At 35.2% G+C, this 17,403-nt stretch carries 11 protein-coding genes and 2 pseudogenes; all 13 read right to left on the bottom strand.

The genetic code is table 11. The features are described 5' to 3' along the window. Window position 1: 1 nt before the first annotated feature. The 13 genes and pseudogenes from OEI98_RS03955 to OEI98_RS03890 all read right to left on the bottom strand — a co-directional run bounded on the left by OEI98_RS03955 (window position 2) and on the right by OEI98_RS03890 (window position 17,356). Window positions 2–2,311 (bottom strand): ATP-binding protein, encoded by a 2,310-nt coding sequence (locus OEI98_RS03955; protein ID WP_266039727.1) that lies wholly within the window; start codon window positions 2,309–2,311, stop codon window positions 2–4. Beyond that, window positions 2,308–3,369, bottom strand: a complete 1,062-nt coding sequence (locus OEI98_RS03950; protein WP_266039726.1) for a metallophosphoesterase family protein — start codon at window positions 3,367–3,369, stop codon at window positions 2,308–2,310. Before OEI98_RS03950 ends, OEI98_RS03955 begins: the two co-directional genes overlap by 4 nt. Window positions 3,370–3,595: 226 nt before the next feature. Then, window positions 3,596–5,733, bottom strand: a pseudogene (locus OEI98_RS15250) (DEAD/DEAH box helicase). A 17-nt stretch (window positions 5,734–5,750) separates the two neighbouring features. Further along, window positions 5,751–7,081: pseudogene (locus OEI98_RS03935) on the bottom strand (ATP-binding protein). Next, window positions 7,071–8,915: a TerB N-terminal domain-containing protein gene (locus tag OEI98_RS03930; protein ID WP_266039724.1), complete on the bottom strand. Its 1,845-nt coding sequence runs from the start codon at window positions 8,913–8,915 to the stop codon at window positions 7,071–7,073. Before OEI98_RS03930 ends, OEI98_RS03935 begins: the two are co-directional and overlap by 11 nt. A 377-nt stretch (window positions 8,916–9,292) precedes the next feature. Beyond that, a complete protein-coding gene (locus tag OEI98_RS03925; protein ID WP_009610118.1) occupies window positions 9,293–9,799 on the bottom strand; it encodes a YwgA family protein in 507 nt (168 codons plus the stop codon). Continuing rightward, window positions 9,796–11,091 carry an HD domain-containing protein gene (locus OEI98_RS03920; RefSeq protein ID WP_266039720.1) on the bottom strand — a complete coding sequence of 432 codons (1,296 nt, stop codon included), beginning with the start codon at window positions 11,089–11,091 and terminating at the stop codon, window positions 9,796–9,798. The genes OEI98_RS03925 and OEI98_RS03920 overlap by 4 nt, the downstream gene beginning before the upstream one ends. A gap of 502 nt (window positions 11,092–11,593) precedes the next feature. Beyond that, a complete protein-coding gene (locus OEI98_RS03915; RefSeq protein ID WP_266039718.1) occupies window positions 11,594–12,520 on the bottom strand; it encodes an SDR family oxidoreductase in 927 nt (308 codons plus the stop codon). A gap of 34 nt (window positions 12,521–12,554) precedes the next feature. Beyond that, window positions 12,555–14,426: a polysaccharide biosynthesis protein gene (locus OEI98_RS03910; protein ID WP_266039715.1), complete on the bottom strand. Its 1,872-nt coding sequence runs from the start codon at window positions 14,424–14,426 to the stop codon at window positions 12,555–12,557. Between the two features lie 15 nt (window positions 14,427–14,441). Then, window positions 14,442–15,560 carry a DegT/DnrJ/EryC1/StrS family aminotransferase gene (locus OEI98_RS03905; RefSeq protein ID WP_266039713.1) on the bottom strand — a complete coding sequence of 373 codons (1,119 nt, stop codon included), beginning with the start codon at window positions 15,558–15,560 and terminating at the stop codon, window positions 14,442–14,444. Next, entirely contained in the window at window positions 15,561–16,220 is a 660-nt protein-coding gene (locus OEI98_RS03900; protein ID WP_266039711.1) for an acetyltransferase, read from the bottom strand. Between the two features lie 21 nt (window positions 16,221–16,241). Beyond that, window positions 16,242–16,847, bottom strand: coding sequence for a sugar transferase (locus OEI98_RS03895; RefSeq protein ID WP_266039709.1), 606 nt, complete (start codon window positions 16,845–16,847; stop codon window positions 16,242–16,244). Beyond that, window positions 16,844–17,356: a hypothetical protein gene (locus tag OEI98_RS03890; protein WP_266039707.1), complete on the bottom strand. Its 513-nt coding sequence runs from the start codon at window positions 17,354–17,356 to the stop codon at window positions 16,844–16,846. The genes OEI98_RS03895 and OEI98_RS03890 overlap by 4 nt, the downstream gene beginning before the upstream one ends. Between the last annotated feature and the right edge of the window lie 47 nt (window positions 17,357–17,403).

Genomic DNA, 17,403 nt, shown 5'->3' with positions numbered 1-17,403 from the left:
TTTATTCTTCCTCATGTGAGAAGTCCTCTATTTTAAAGTAAGTGATTTCTCCTTTTTCTTTCTCTTCCCTAAGGGCTTCTTCAACCTCCCCCTTGGCCGTGAAGTAAATTATCTGCCATCCCTCCTCATAGACCATTTCTTTCACCATTTGAAGTTGTTTCCTTAATCTGTAGGGATCAGCTTTTATAAAAGGGTCGTCCAAGATAAAGAAACCTCCAGAAGAAGCCAAAAGCTTTTTGCCTAGGGCCAGTCTTATAGCGAAGTACAATTGGTCATAGGCTCCGCCTGACAATTTTTCGGGAGAAAGTCGGGCTCCATCCTCTCGCACCACCTCTACCGTACCTCTTTCTTGGTGGTAAACTACTCCTCTGTAGCGATGTTCAGTGGCTACAGCAAAATATTTAGATACCAAGCTATCTTCACCAAATAAGGTGGCTACCTTTCCCTTTTCTTCCCTATCTATTTTTTCCCAAATTTTAATGGCAGTTAAAACCCTGTTTTTCCGGGTTTCATTTTCTTGTATAAATTTTTGCAACTCTTCCTTGATTTTTTCTAAATCGGCCAGGGTATGACAGTACAAATATTTTTCTGAACGCAAAATTTCTCCAGCCCTTTTCTCTATCTCCGTCATCACTCTCTTTATATCTTCCCTCTGCTTTTCTAGGGTTTCTAATTTTTCTTCTAACTGTTGCCGTTTTCTCCTTAAATGGTCTACCTCTTTTTCGTCATATTTTCTTCCCAGAGCCTTATCCTTGTAAGACGATAGCTCTTCTATGGCTTGTTCCCAGTAGGAAATAGCTTCTCCTCCTAAAAGGCTTCTTAACTCCCGTTCCGCTCCCTTTATTTTTGTTTCTAAATCCTTCTTCTCTTCTATTTTTTTCTTATAACCCTCTAGGGTCTCCTCTCCTGAATTTTCTTTTATCCTAGCAATGACATTTTGTACACTTCTAATCTTTTCCTCTAGATTTTCTATTCTTCCCCTTAATTGCTCAATTTTATTCTCTAATCTCTCTTTTTGTCTTTCCACATCTTCTTTATCCTTGTTTTTTTGAAGATATGTCTCTTCAAATCTTTGGATATGAGCCAAAGCTTTTTCTAGGGTCTCTCCCTCCAACTCCAGCTCTGCCAGAGCCAGTCGGATCTTTTCAAATAAACTTTCTAGATGCCCCTTTTTGCGCCAAAATTGAAAGCTATAAGCCCAAGAAACTACGGCAGATAACAAAAATACAAGTGTCAAAAAGATCATCCAGGAGGAATATTTAAAAAATAACCCCAAGAGAGAAAAGGCTAAAAGAATTGAAGAAGCGTAAGCCAGAGGTTGCCAAAAGCTGTTTTTGGTTTCCCACGCTCGAAACTCTGTCTTCTGTTTTTCGTAATTTATCAGCTCTGGCTTAATATTCTCCTCTAGCTTTTTCTTTCTCCCCTCCAAAATCTCAAATTCCTCTTTTAGCACTGCGTATCTGTTCTCATGTTTTTGAAGCTCTTCTTCTGTTTTTTGTAGTTCCTCTAAAGCCCCCTCCTTTTCCCTGTGATATTGCTCTATATCCCTTTCATGGTCTCTCCATTTTTGCCATTCAGCTTCGTTGAACCTCTCGAGGACTTTAAGCCTTTTTGAGTACTCATTTATTTCTTTTAGAGCATTTTCGGCTTTTTCGTATATTTCCCTTTTTCGGGCCTCTTCCAGTTCCTCTAATTCACTTTTTAGCTTTTCAATTTCTTCGGCTATCTTTACATATTCCAGCTCAGAATCTTCAAGCCCTTCTTCTTTTATCTTTTTATGTAATTTATCTATATCTTCTATAAGCCTTTGTCCTTTCTCTATTCTCTCTTTTAATTTTTCCTCCCCTACATTGCGAAAAATACCAGTAGGAGTTATCCTGCCTATCTCCCTCAATTTCTCTTTTATTTTATTGATTTCTTCTGATCGGAGGCCCATCAACTTGTCAGTCACCTCAGTATAAAAAGCCCCCTCTTTATCAAGGGAAAGGTCGCTATTTCTTATTATGAAAATATTGCGGCAATCTGTGGGACTCAATCCTGTCACTTGGATCAGAGTACCCTTGTCGGGGAGCTTGACCTCCATTCCTTGCTCTGTCTCCAAAACTACATACCCCTCTGGATTTTCCTCTACTCTATCTATATTTTCAAAGTCTTTCACGTTTTTTCCCAATAAAAGTTTTATAAGTGCCTCTATGGTCAAGGTTTTTCCGCTCTCATTTTTCCCTACAAACAGAGTAAAATTCCCCAGCACAAATTTAGTTTTGTAACCTAGAGGGCCATAGCGAGTAATTAAAAATTCTTTTATTCTCACCTTCTCACCTCCATTATGGCTTGGAGGACTAAGTCAGACAAATGCTTTTTTTCCTCTTCTTCAACGCCCTCCTTCTCTAGGGTTTCTAAAAACTTTTTAAAAAGGTCGTCTTCCCATATTCTGCTTATATCTCTAAATTGGTAGTTTTCCCCTGCAATTTTTCCTGAAGCTAATTTTCTCACCTTTTCCACTAATTCTTCCTCCCCTATCCCCAACTTTTCCCCATGAAGGTACCCAGATACGGTTAAAAGTACTTGGGCTTTGGGGTGGAGATTTTTGAGGTAGTTCTCTAATATGTCTAAAGGATGACGAGGATCAAAAGGGTCTAGTTTTAAAGTAACTTCCTCAAAGTGTAGAGTATCGAGAAGGTATTCCTGGGGAGGCTCTCCTATTTCAAAAATATTTGCCTTGCGCTGACCTGTTTCCTTTTTAGTTATAGAAACTGGAGAGCCAGGATAAACAAAATACTTGCCTTTTTCTACTTCCCACACGTTATAACGAGAATGAAAATGTCCCCCCAGTATATACTGTAGGTTTAAACCTTCAAAATAAGAAAGTTTCACCGGCATATACCTGCCTTCTCCTTCTTCACCAAAATCCTCCCGGGCAAAGTAGCTAGCCACCAATTCTCCATGATAAAGTAAAATATTGGTCTTGTCTGGAATCAGCCTGTCTTCCAAGGTTCGAATTTTTTGCACCATTTCTCTACCTTCTATATTTTCAAAAGGCATACCCCACACTCTGACTGTTTCTAATTCAAAAGGTTCATAGAGATGGGTCAAAACCGTCACGTCTTCGCCCCAATACATACCTTTAGTGTAAGCTCCTTTATCGTGATTTCCAGGGATTATAAGAATTTTAAAATCATTGTCAGAAAAAATACTTCTCAAATGGGGCCTTAATTTTTCTACCTCTACCTCGGTATCAAAAAGGTCACCACTTATCACCAAGAGATTGATTTTCTCTTTTCTCCCCACTTCTATTAATTCTTCTAAAGCTTCCCATCTTTCGTCTTCATATCCCTTTAAATGAAGGTCTGCCGTATGGAGAATTCTCATAATTTCACCCCATTACTCCTTTTCACAGCAAATTTCCCTTATCCCGTATTCTGCACATCTTTTCTTTCGGCAGTAAATTTTATCTAAAACATAAGAAGCTCTCTGAACCCAGCCGGCCAGCTTTCCAAAATGTTTTTTAGCCGAAACGCCAAACATTCTTCTCCTACTGGGCACTCTGTACAGAAAAAAGTTTTACAAAACAAAGAAATTCTTTTCAAACTGTCATTTATTCCAAACTTATTATCCTAATACGGAATTTATTTAAAAAATTCAATACCCCTTCGATATCCACATTATGAGCCCCGTGCATTTTTATTTGCAATTTGGGAGGGAGGAAAGGGCTATACTTAGAGATAAAAAATTCCTGTTCTTTAGTATAGGGCAATAAACTTTCTAAAGACCACTTCCTTCTCTTAATATCCTGTAAAATATCAATCAATTCATCATTAACGGGAATCTCCATGCGTCCGATTCCGTCTGTTTTCACCACGTCAACTCCATAATAGCGCAACATCCATATCAAAGTTCTAAAAATATTTGTGCCAGTAAAGGTTTCAAATAGTAAGCCCTCTTTCGTTTTCCAGATAATCCTTTCGTCTGGCTTAACATTGAAATATCTATAAGGTGTCCTTAATTCTTCTAAAACAGTCTGGGCCCTCTCATCAATAAAATCAAACTTACAGTCTGAACACAATATTTCGTGCATGCGTTCAGGAATACGGGGGTGCAATGGTCCTGGTCCACCTGAATATCTAGGAGGCTTTCCATCCACCGCTTTTTTTACATATACTTTATTTTTATGAAAATCTATTTCTTCTATTTTCCACAACCGCCCAGCAAGAATGATATTGTCTCCTTCGTTTAAAAGAAAAGTTTTTTCGATTTCTCCTATATTTTTAGTTCCGTAAAAAACTTCATAGACCTCTGGGGTCATGAAGACGGAGTAAAAATCTTTCTGTCTTAGCAATCGTTCCCCCTCTAGTCCTACAATTAATTCCTGTGTATCGGCCAATATTTCTAAATATTCCTTCTCAATCATGTGCTCAATTAATATACGGATATCTGATTCCGGCAATTCATGAAAGGCAGCGTTTTCACTTATCAATGAAACAAGTTCCTCAAGAGGGATACCGTTCAGCTGGTGACATATAGAAATAATTTGATGAAATAAAATATCATATGGGTACGGATAGCCTTTGCTGGGTTCAGTCCAACCTTGCAACAAGAGATCCATCACTGCAATAGATTGCAGCAATCCATATTTGTCTGTGGTATACATCTGTAAATATTGACCTTCCCCTTGCTTTCTTCCTGATCTGCCCAATCTCTGCTTTAAAGAAGAAACCGTAAATGTACTATCCACCTGTATTACCAGATCAATTTCCCCTATATCGATCCCTAGTTCTAAGGAGCTTGTAGCTATAACGCTTTTAATCTCAGTGGACTCTGCCATCAGCTTCTCCACAAATTCCCGTTCTGCCTTAGCTATTGAAGAATGATGGGCATAATACCTCTCCCCTAACCCCTCCCTTTGAGCTAAACGATTTAAAATTACTGTAGCCTCTTCTACTGCTGCCCGACTATTAAAAAAATCAAAGAAGTATAGTTCCGGGTCAGTTCTAGAATATCTTCGTATAATTCCAGAGGATAATTTCCTGTTTTAGTTTTTTCAAAATGCATTAAACTGTAATAGATGTCCCTCTCAAATCCCTTTACTTCAATGATTTCCACATTATCTGGATTGTTGCAATTAACCCACTTTTTAATCAGAGAAAAATTATCGATTGTTGCTGACAACCCGATAATCCTGGCTGGCTTTTTGGTGTATTGCTCAATACGAGATAAGAGAGATCGGAGCTGAACTCCTCTTTCTGTATCAATAAAAGCGTGGAGTTCGTCAATTACAATAAATTCGAGGTCCTGAAATAATTGCTTCAAAGAGCGGGTTCTGTTTATGAACAAGCTTTCAATGGATTCGAGAGTAATCTGTAATATGCCAGCAGGATTATCAATTAATTTTTTCTTACTGTGTTGGCTCACATCACCATGCCACCTATGCACAGGAATATTCATCTCTTCACATAATTTTTGAAGTCGCTCAAATTGATTATTAATCAAAGCCTTTAGAGGAGAAACGTAAAGAACCTTCAAAACGCTAGGAGCTGTCTTTTCGATTTTGCTGATGATGGGCAAAAATGCAGCCTCAGTTTTTCCAGAAGCTGTACCCGACGACAAAACCACATCTTTTTCTGTATCGATAATCACAGGGATTGCTTTTTCTTGGATAGGGGTAAAATACCTCCATCCCATGTCCCATATTTTCTTTTGCACTTTATCTGATAGCTTATAAAATATTTGGCTCATATCTATTTACCCCCAGGTTATGAAAGCCGAGTCCTTTTAAAACGTTCATGGATATCGATAACTTTCTCCGAGGAGTTGCTTTCTCTAGTCTCTTCTTCTATATACAATTCTTCAAAATTCAGAGCAGGATGTTCCATTTTAATATTCAAAAAACTGATAAACTGCCTGATCACATCTCCTAAAATAATGTGCTTTTCAGCACCTGGTCGTTTGTATGTCCACAGTAGATACTTTCGAATTTCTTCGTCCGTCACATTTATTTCATAACCATAATGGGCTGCGTGGATATCCCGTATATTCATCAATAAGATCAAAGTTTCTTCAGGCGTAAGGGGAGTTAATTTCATTACTGCCTGCCTTAAATCTTGATATTCTTCCTTTTCCACCGCTGGCTTCAAACGTCGCTTCAATGCCTGGTAGCTGTAAAGCCCACGACGCTCATCCTCTAAAAACTCAGGGGTACCGCTAAACGTTATATACAAACCCTCAACTGAACCTTGCAAAATGTCATTGTAGATCATTAGGATATAGTCATAATTTTTTTCCCTGGCTTCTCTATGAGTAATCTTATATAGATTGACTGCTTCATCTAAATTGATAATCAAGCCTGAATCCCCTGCTTGCCTCACAAATTTACACAGCACTTTTAAGTAAGCATAATAATTGCTATCATCAATAATCTCTCTAATTCCTAAGTCCCGCATTGCATCGGTTTTGGTCAAATATTCTCCTCTGAGCCACCTCAAAACTTGACGCTGTTTTTCCTTATCTTGTTTTACAAAACTTTTATAGTAAATACTTAAAACTTTTGCAAAATCGTAACCACCCGTTAACTCATCTAAATGAGAAACAGCTTTAACAATTTCTTTCTCTACTGCTTGAACAAATACACTGTCCTCCAAAGCAGCTTTATCTTCATAATCTAGGTCTTCCATTACTTTCTTTTGCAAACCCATTATCCACTGATCTAAAATAATTGGCAGGCGTTCCCTTGGGGTGCGGACTTGGTTGATAGATTTTTTATCAATTCATTGTACAAGGCCAGAGCTTGATTATTGCTTCCATACAATCTTCTATAAGGAGTAAAATCCGCATTGGTAACTACAAATCCTTCTTCTAAACCTGCTTGCCTAACAAAATTTTGCATGAAACTTTTTCCAGTTCCATAGGCGCCGATAAAAAACTTGATCATAGAGTTTCCATTTTCTTTTATGTCTCTTAACTCTTCTCTTATTTGTTTCATTTCCGCTTCCCGGCCCACCATTATATACTGGAGACCTCTTTTAGGAACCACCCCGCCTGCCAATGCGCTTAAAATATCTGCTGAATCTCTCCTTTTAATTTTCATGCCGATTTCTCCTCTCCACTTCTTCCCATACAGTTACCAGCTCTTCGTTTATCACATACTCTTCTCCTATGAGCTCAATAAAAACATCTTCTAAATATTCCTCCGCTTTAGCATTTATCTGCTCGACAAAAATCGTTACAGGAACACCTTGATCTCTCAACTGTTCCTCTGCTTCATTTATACTTTTCTTTCCATTAGAAAACGTGCTGATAAATTTAGATTCCTCTTCTGTTAAGGAAGAAATAAACCCTTCCACATCAACTTCTTCGTCAGACAAGCGGATTCGAGACCTATTTTCGGGAATGTCTATTTCAGGCAAGTCCAGTTCAGGTTCAATTTCCTCGCCGTTTATCCCTGTGGTTTGCACTGGTCTCGGAGGTATAACATGTTTTACCTCTTCCTCTTCTGCCGATGCTACTTGAGTAAAACGACTCTTTACTCCTTTATCTGGAGAAAAACGGCTTTTGAGGCCTACATCCTTTGTCAGGTCCAATCTCTTTATTTCCTCTAATAAAGCCTCTTTAAACCCAGGAGGCAACAATTCTTCGTTTACTTGAATCTGTCTGGTAACTCCAGCGAGCAATCGAGCAACATTCTCTGAAAGCCGGAATAAAGCTGTAACTTCATTGTAGAAATAATCTGTAGGCACATATTGTAAGTACTTTATAATACGGCTTGGAACGTTTCGACCTATTACTGCACTACCAAAAAAGTGGTAGGTCTCTATTTTTTCTTCTGGTCTAAACCAGGCTTTCTCCAGATCTAATCCCTCTTCTATATTTATCCTTTGAAATAATTTTAAAGCTTGTTCAAAAACAGCATATACTTTTTTGGCATTGGTTTTAAAAAAGGTGGTTTCTGAATATCCATATAGAACCTTTCGCCATTCTTCCATAGGTATTTTGCTAATATCATCTTGATATTCTTTGAAAATCTGATAAAAATTGAGCCCAGAATACGGTTCTGTCCCTAATCCCCATTTATAAGCCAATTCAATTTCATTCAGTTCTACCAACATATCCCTTATCCAGGGCACAATATATCTGTCCAGATCAGGAAGTCTATCCTTGTACGCCTCCCGTAAGCGGACCATCATACTAACGTTGAACGCAGCATTTTGATTGAATGTATAGTTCAAGAGTTCATAAACAAATAAGATTACGTAGCTCAAATCTGTGTCCAAATAATTGCCGTTTAGTGCCTGATACCTCCAGTAGAAATACCACCTCTTCTGCCTTTCGTCCAAATCTCTAAAAGTAGTCCAATACACCTTCAATGGCACAAAATCCGCCTTGTTGAGTTTCATATCAGCGTATTTAATTGAATCTTTCATAAACTCTGTATCGCGAGTGGAAAAGGTAATTTCTATAGCAGGCGAGCTCGACTTTTTGGCTTTGACAGAATTTTTTAGTTCCTCAATTTCTTTTCTTATGTAGAGAGGAGTTTCAAGATGAGCATATTCTGGCAGTATGATATCTTCTTCCTTGTAAAATTTCTCTTTTCCTTTTTGAAGTAAAACTTTTTCTGGAGAAGGTTCAAGTTTTTTGACTTGAGTAATTTCCTTCGTAAAAGGAAGCTGAGTTGGTGTTTCGGGAAGCCTCTTTGAAACCTTTTCTTCCCTTTCTGAATACTCCTTCTGCCATTTCTTAATAAAAAACATATCTATCCAACCCAATACCATAGTCAAAGGGAGCAATTTGCCTGCGGAAAATATGACAATCAAGAGATATATCACAGCCTTTAGATATTTTTGATAATAAAAAAGATGCGCTCCAAAACCCCCCAAGAAAAAGGCCAATAAATAGCCTACTGTCGGAGACTTGTCTTTTTTCATTTAATTGCCCCTCCCGAAATTTTTCAGGGAATATTCATAGCCTTATTTGACGTTCCCTTTAAATATGTCAATAGCTGAATGAAATCAGCCACCCTGCGTAATTAACACCTCCATGCACTTATTACCAACTGAAAGAAGAAATTTACCCCTCAGTACACCGTCCCAATAATACACCTCAAAATATTTATGTATGACGTCTTTCGTGTTCCAACCACTCGATAATTACTTCATCTCTCCATTCTTCAGGTGTCTTCTTTAAAATTTTAATTATCTCATCGCTTAATGAAATTCTTCTTTTTCAAAATTGTTTTCTTTATCAATTCGATTAAAGTCTTTTTTATTTATGTGTTTAAAATCCCTTCATCTAAATCTAATAACTAATCTTTAGTTATAGTTTCTAAAAAATCAAACGCCCTTTTAATTTCCTCGTCAGTGTAATTTTTATCCGATTTAACTATTTTTATTTTTCTAATGATATCTTCTTTTTCATATTTTTTCTCTTCTTTAAAATACATAATTGTAGCCACTAATTCCAGGAATCTAGAATTTTCACTATTTAATCTATATATCACTTCTTTATAGTTTTCTAGGTCACCTTTTACACCTATGTCATCAATACTTAATTCATAAGTGTAAGTAGGGAAATAACTATCATGCTCTTTAACATCTTCTTTTATCACATTAATCGATTTAAGCTCTTCAAGTTCTATTGTCAAAACGTCCGAATATGGGCCATAGTAATGGAAATAAAAATCTTCTTTAAAATCCGCTCCTAAATTTTTCAAAATATAAACCATCTTCTGTAATTTTTTTCGTCCCTCGATCTTTCCTGAAATTCGTAAAAGTTCAATAAGATTTGCATAATTTTTCAGAAAGCTACTCATTTCCCTCCCTCTCCCTCCTTAATAATTTTAATAAGCTCATCAGTTATATCTTCTCCTTCATAATTAGCTCTCGTAAAATATAGGCAATATCTATACTTTTTAATACCCGCTAAACTTTTTATTGAATCTGAAAATCTTGTAATTGAGTTATATTTCCCCTCTTTATGTATTAAAATCACCGGTTTTTCTCCTTCTTCTCCTTCTACGTAATAGTCATATGTAACATTACTAGGCCTATCTATTCCAAAATAGTACTCTACATTTTCTTCCTCAAATCCATATTGTATCAATTTCTCTTTTAGTTTATTTTCTATTTTTCCTATATGATGAATATTGTCTTCTTTGAGTTCATACGCTTTATATAGATCTCTTCTTAAATATCTATTACATAGGTCTCGTAGCACTTTGTCTTCCGATTCACGCCATAATGAAATTGCATACAAAATTATATTGTCATTTAACTTTATATAATCTTTTATGTCCATTTCATTTCCTTTTCTAAATACAGGAATTAAAGTGTCTATTCCTTTATCCAATCTATTTTGCTCATATAAATATTTTGCTCTCTTTAGAATATTTTCTAATAATAGTTCGTACCCTCTTGTCGTTTTGTGGTAGTACACTTGCCAGTACATGTAATATCTTGCGTGAATATATTGCTCAACTGCGTATAATCCTTTATAATCTATTGCTATAGATTCTCCATGAATCTGCATCGATTTGAAAATCATGTCAGGATCAAATAATCCATATTTTACACCTACGTAATAACTATCTCTTAACAAATAATCCATCCTATCCACGTCTAACTGACTTGATAGCAAATAAACAATATATTTACGTTCATATTCCTTGCTAATAACACTTGCAATTTTTTGTGGCAAACTTTTATCTTTATCCTGCAAAACTTGATTTATTTCTGTATCACCAAGAATGATATTAATTGTCCATTTTTCATGATCTGAACCAATTACCTTTTCAAAAATATGAGAAAAAGGACCATGTCCTATATCATGCAATAGAGCTGCCGTTAAAGCAGTCATTTCGGTTTCTTCATCTATACTAACTCCAATACTTTTCAATTGGGATAAAGCTTTTTCCATTAAATACATAGTGCCTATTGAATGAGAAAACCTGTTGTGATTCGCCCCGTAATATGTAATTTCAGAAGTACCAAGTTGTTTAATCTGCCGTAATCTTTGAAACTCTTCAGTATCTATTAATTCTAGAATATAATCTCTCGTTATTACGATAAAATTATGAACTGGGTCTCTAAAATATTTTGGCTTCATAATAACCTTATTTTTCACCCCTAAGAATTTCTTATTAAACAAGTAATCTTTCTGAAAACATTTTTTCTTGCTTTTATCTTAATATCATTATATCCTATAACTTGTCACTTTCAAATAACAACTTTAACTCTTGTTGAAAACCTATACAACAAGCAGTTTCTTTATCTTTATTCAAAAATGCATAAGTATTTCTTTCTTCTAAATTACTTTTATTACTATAGTTGGTGTTTTTATCTTATTTTTTAATGTCTTGACAAAAAATTTTTTTGATATACAATCACCTCTAGGGGGGATTAATAATGAAAGAATTTTTGTATAATTTGCCATAAGAAGAGAGTGAACCATAAAATATGAGCGATAAAAAATTCCCCCTCTTTATTCACAACTTAAATACAACATAATCGTCGCCTGAAGTTTAATAATTTTATTTCTATCATCTTTTTATAAATTCTTATAAATATAAATATTACGGCATTTTCACTTCTCTTTCTCCGCTGCCACCTCATCCTCTACATATCTCACCTTTATAATACTCAATTGTCTCTTTTAACCCCTCTTCCAAACTATACTCCGGTTTCCATCCAAACACATCTAATGCTTTTTTATTATCAAGATAACTATGCACTATATCTCCTTTTCGAGGTTCTGTATAAATAGGCTCTAAAGAGGTATTCATGATTTTATTCATCATTTCAACAAGCTCATTTATACTTGTAGGTTTATTCGTGCTTATATTTACAACCTCATTATCTCCCCTCTCCAGTGCCAAAAGATTGGCTTTAGCCACATCTTTTACATAAACAAAATCACGTGTTTGCTTTCCATCTCCGAAAATAATAGGTCTTTCCCCTTTAAGCATCTTATCTATAAAAATAGATATTACTCCACCTTCTCCTTTTGGGTCCTGTCTTATCCCATATACATTTGCATAGCGCAAAATCGTATACTTTAAGCCATACAATTGCCTGTATACTTCAAAATAATGCTCTGGTGTGTGCTTTGATATGCCATAGTAAGATATGGGATTTATTTTATGTACTTCATCAATAGGAAGATACTCAGGATTTCCATACACTGCTGCTGATGAAGCGTATATAACTTTTTTAACACCACTTTTTCTGCAGCACTTCAGTAAATTTACTGTTCCAAGTATATTTACTTTTGCATCAAATACAGGATTATCAATTGATTTCTGAACATCTATTTGAGCTGACTGATGTATAACATAATCAGGTTTTTCTTTTTCAAATATTTCATATAAGTCATCATCTGTGATGTCTTTTTTATAAAAAATGGCCTTTTTATTTATAAATTCTTCTTTTCCTGTTGAAAGATTATCCACTATTACGACTTCATGTCCATTTTCAATCAGCAAATCTACTATGTTTGAACCTATAAAACCTGCACCGCCTGTGACTAAAACTTTCATCGCATATATCTCCTCACTTATTAAAATTCAAAAACTATTCTATTTCAGTAACAGCAACTTCTTCCATTAAGGACCGCTGATAATCAGGATTATACTCTGGTACAAGGGACTTTATAAACTCTCTTATTTCATCCTCATCCATATCATCTATCTTATCTTTATATTTTTCTAATGTTAAAATTAAATTCCCATAATCTACAGAAACAGGTTTTTCAATAAAAATTTTTTCATGCTTCGTCGACACGTATTTATCATCACTTATTAATAATTCCTCAAATAATTTCTCTCCTGGTCTTAAACCAATAATCTTAATAGGTATATCCACATCAGGTTCAAAACCTGATAATTGAATTAACGTTCTTGCTAAATCTATAATTTTAACCGGCTCACCCATATCAAGTACAAATATTTCGCCACCCTTTGCCATAGCCCCTGCTTGTATAACCAACTGAACTGCTTCTGGTATTGTCATAAAGTATCTTTTAACTTCTTCATGGGTAACTGTTACAGGTCCACCTTCTGCAATCTGCTTTTTAAAAAGAGGTATAACACTTCCATTGCTTCCTAACACATTTCCAAATCGTACTGCAACAAACTCAGTTTTACTTCTTTTATCATATTCCTGGATTATCATCTCACATATGCGCTTAGAAGCTCCCATCACACTCGTGGGATTAACAGCTTTGTCTGTCGAAATCATTACAAAGCGATTGACATTATATAAGTCAGAAACTTTTACAAGATTTAATGTGCCGTATACATTGTTTTTAATAGCTTCATGAGGACTTACCTCCATTAATGGAACATGTTTATGAGCAGCTGCGTGAAAAACAATATCAGGAGTATATTCACTAAAAATTTTATTTATCTTCTTTTCTTCTCTAATATTTGCGACTAAGCAAATTACATCAAGTTCAGGGTATTTTCTTTTTAATTCCTGTTCCACTTCATACATATTGTTTTCGTATATGTCTAATATAATGAGTCGAGAAGGTGAAAACCTGGCTACTTGTCTACAAAGTTCAGACCCAATGGACCCTCCTCCCCCTGTAACCATAACCTTTTTACCTTTTATGTAACTACTTATTTCCTCTAAATCAACTTTGACAGGTTCTCTGCCTAACAAATCATTTATATCAACATCTCTTATACTACTTATTGATATTGTTCCATCCACCAGTTCATAGATTGCAGGTAATGTTTTAACTTTTATGCGCATTTCACTACATTTATCAATAACTTTTTTCAAAACAGTTCTAGGCGCAGAAGGGATAGCAAAAATAACTTCATCAATTTCCTTCTCCGTAATAACTTCCTGAATATCATCAATTTTCCCCACAACAGGCACATCATCAATACTTCTGTGTAATTTAGACACATCATCATCTACTATTGCTACAGGCTTAAGGCCTGTTTCTGGATGATTTTTTATCTCCCTTACAAGTATACGCCCAGCATCTCCAGCACCTACTATTAGCACTTTTTTGTATTTTACATTTTTTACTTTGACTTTACTGTTATTTTCCATATAACTTCTATAAGCAATACGACTTCCACCTATTAGCAATGCACTCAAAAACCAGTATAAAGGATAAATAGAACGTGGCAAATGTATTTGTAGAAACAGTAAAACAAAAGCAGCCATAGCGCTGCCAATGGTATTAAAAATAATCAAATCCATAATATCATGTAAACTTGCATATCTCCAAATTTTATTGTATTGTTTGAAAAAGATAAATGTTACGACAGTCACTGTAACTACTATGTAAAAGGTTTTTTTGTATAAGAGGAAATATTGGTGAGGAATATTATAGTCAAAACGCAAATAAAAAGCTAGAAAATATGCTATATTCAACAGGATAATGTCAATAAGCAATAATAAAATTTTTCTCTTGTTTTTCCACATATAAATCTCTCCCATTTACCTACTATATATCTTTATCGCCTCTTTTAACTTATCGACTACATAATCAATTTGTTCATCCGTTATTTTATTGAAAAAAGGTAAAGCTATTGTAGATCTTGCCACTTTCTCTGTTATAGGAAAATCTCCTTCTTTATGGCCAGTTAATTCTTTTATGTAAGATTGTAAATGTACTGGCGTAAAATAAGGTCTACAACCTATACCATTGTCAATTAAATACTGCATAACCTTATCTCTGTCTATGTTTTCATCTACCCTTATCACATAGACAAACCAACTCATCTTATTTACTTCAGGAGCAATGTATGGTATTTTAACTCCCTTGACATCTTTCAACCGTTCATTATATTTCTCAGCTATTTCTGAACGCCTCTTAATTATCTCTTCTATCCTTTCTAACTGAACTATTCCAAGAGCAGCATGTAATTCACTAAGACGGTAATTAAAGCCCAACCTCTCATGTTCTAACCATAATCCCGTGATAGGCCTTCCCTGACTTCTCATGCTTTTACTTAGCTGTGCAATTTTTTCATTATCTGTAACAATTACCCCACCTTCAGCAGTTGTAATCTGTTTATTGGGATAAAAAGCAAAAGCACCTGCATCACACAATGTTCCCGCTTTAATACCTTTGTATTCTGAACCTAACGCCTCGCAAGAATCTTCAATAACTTTAAGTCCATATTTTTTAGCTATCTCATTTACCTTCTCCATGTCCATTGGTTGCCCAAAAACATCTACTGTTAAAATTGCTTTGGTTTTTTCTGTTATTTTTTCTTCTATTTTGTTAATATCCATGTTCAGTGTGTCTGGATCTATATCCACAAAAACAGGCTTTGCCCTTTCAAATAAAAAACAGTTTACAGAGGCTATAAAAGTAAAAGGTGTAGTTATAACTTCATCTCCATCTTTTATCCCTAAGGACCTTACTATTAAATGCAAAGCGCTTGTCCCACTATTTACTGCAATCGCATATTTTTTCCCTACGTAATCAGCTATCTTTCTTTCAAATTCTTCTATCTTGGGTCCAATACTTAAAATATCTGACTTCAAAACCTCTACGACTGCATCAATTTCTTTCTGGGTAATATCCGGTTTTGACAAAGGAACTTTCATTTATTTTGCCTCCTCATGAAATTTTATTGGCTTTGCTGGAACTCCCACTGCTGTACAATAAGGCGGTATATCATCAACAACGACTGCCCCTGCACCTATAATTGCACCTTTCCCAACTTGTTTGTTTTGTATTATTGTAGCACCTGAACCAATTAAACATCCTTCATTTATCACTACATTTCCTGCAATATTTACATCCCAAAGCAAAGTTACAAAATCATCAATAAAAGTTTCGTGTCCAATGCCACATTTGGGACTTATTATAACATGGTCCCCTATTTTTATATTCGTGGTTAATATGCAACCTGGATATATTATTACCCCCTTACCAAGATGATTTGTTTTTGAGATATAAACAGATGAATGAATTATGTTTACAAATTCTATATGGTCATAATGTTCTAGTTTTGTAACAATTCTTTTTCTAGATTTATAATCTGCAATTGCACATACAGTATAAATCTTCCTCTTAAGACTTAATAAATACTCAATTCCTCCTAGCACTTTTACCCCGTTTATAGTTCTACCATGAAAATCCTTATTATCGTCAATAAAGCCAACAGTATTCCAAGTAGGACTTACACTATTTATTTCTTCTACAATCCAAGCAACCTCTTTACCAACACCACCTGCTCCAATAATAAATAGATCTTTTAACATATTTCACTATCCTTTCACTTCTTAATCTTTACTCCCTGTAAATTTGGGCATTGTAGCATAACCTTCAGCAGAAATGCCCTCCCTCTTTATCACTTTTATAAGTGTTAAAAATAATATTTTAAAATCCAGCCATAAACTCCAATTATCTACATACCATACATCAAGCTTAAATTTCTCTTCCCAAGAAAGATTATTGCGTCCATTTACTTGTGCCCAACCAGTTATACCTGGCTTTACATCATGACGTCTCATTTGTTCTTCTGTATAATAATTCAAATATTCCATAAGTAAGGGTCTTGGCCCCACTAAGCTCATATCTCCTTTTAAAACATTAAATAATTCCGGTAATTCGTCAAGACTTGTACTTCTAAGAAATCTACCTATTTTAGTTAGGCGTTTCTCATCTGGTAAAAGATTGCCATATTTATCTTTTTTATTACTCATTGTCCTAAACTTATATATTGTAAAAGGCTTTCCTTTAAACCCCGGTCTTGTCTGTTTGAATATAACAGGAGGCCCCATCGTAATAAAAATAATTAAGGATATAATAATTAGCAGAGGTGACAAAACAATTAATAGAAAAAGAGATACAAAAATGTCAATTAATCTTTTTATAATTAACCTCAAGAATAACGTCCCCCTTTTTCTAAAAATCGCGAGAGGAATCGCCAAGCAATTCCAATAGACATCAAAATCCTTGAGGAACAATCACTTTCGTCCGAAAGGCCGGGGTGAGAACCTTTGGTGCCAAGAATTTTAAAAAGAGCACGCACTAACTCTGCCTCTTCCTTAGTTAAAAACCCTATTGTTTCTAGAAATTGGCGTCTCTCTCCTCCAGGAACTAACCCTTCTTTAGGAAAATTCGGCATATACTCTGCTATATTATCAAATATCGCCTGGAGAAAAGAACGAATAGACGCATTAGCCGCCGCCCACCGCTCTTCAGCGTAATTTTCTCGAGCATCTTGGAAATGTTGTAAAGGGACAAACCAACCTAAATCAACTAATTTTTGTTCAAGTCTATCTCGTATGTGTGTAGTTTCTGTGGATGCAGGCAAATCCTTAATTATCTTTCCATTTTCAATTTGATACCCATCTAGTGCTAAACACTCTTCTAATTTCCTTATGTTCTCCATTACCAGACTCGAACCCGGTGCTCTCTCTTCTATTTGCTTAATTGTTT

It is taken from the genome of Thermoanaerobacter sp. RKWS2 (assembly GCF_026240795.1).
In the GTDB taxonomy this organism is placed as follows: Bacteria; Bacillota; Thermoanaerobacteria; order Thermoanaerobacterales; family Thermoanaerobacteraceae; genus Thermoanaerobacter; species Thermoanaerobacter ethanolicus.
This window is presented reverse-complemented; position numbering and strand designations above follow the sequence as displayed.